The sequence below is a fragment of the Lactobacillus sp. C449L genome (genome assembly GCF_059900815.1).
This window is the reverse complement of record NZ_JBWXGA010000246.1, coordinates 1-451: the sequence shown is the minus strand read 5'-3', so window position 1 is coordinate 451 and position 451 is coordinate 1. Positions and strand designations below refer to the sequence as shown.

Annotated in this window: 1 protein-coding gene; it reads left to right on the top strand. The window is 61.0% G+C overall.

All coding sequences use genetic code 11. From position 1 onward, the window contains the following. Positions 1-188: 188 nt before the first annotated feature. On the top strand, positions 189-451 hold a 263-nt coding region (gene hmuQ, locus AC2JF9_RS09245), incomplete at its 3' end, for a heme-degrading protein HmuQ (protein ID WP_500727181.1).

Genomic DNA, 451 nt, shown 5'->3' with positions numbered 1-451 from the left:
CACGCAAAGGTGCCTCCAATAAATCTACTTTAGAACAAAGAAAAACTTATGCCATGTTCTTCTTGACCTGGGTATATCGGCGCTCCTATGAAAACAACACCTGCCGGACGGCGTCCGGCCGAAAGGCGTGGCGGGCAGCTCACGCGAATTCCTGCGGCAAGCGCCGGCAGCGGAGGAGGGACGAGACGGTGTTCATCGCGATGAACCGGTTCAAGGTCCTGAAGGACGCGACGGATGAGTTCGAGGCCGTGTGGCGCAACCGGGACAGCCACCTCAACGAGATGAAGGGCTTCGTCGAATTCCACCTCCTGCGCGGGCCGGAGCACGAGGACCACATCCTCTATTCCTCGCACACGGTCTGGGCGTCGAAGGCGGATTTCGAGGCCTGGACGAAGTCGGAGCAGTTCCGCAAGGCGCATGGCCGCGCTCCGGGGACGCGGCCGCTCTATGC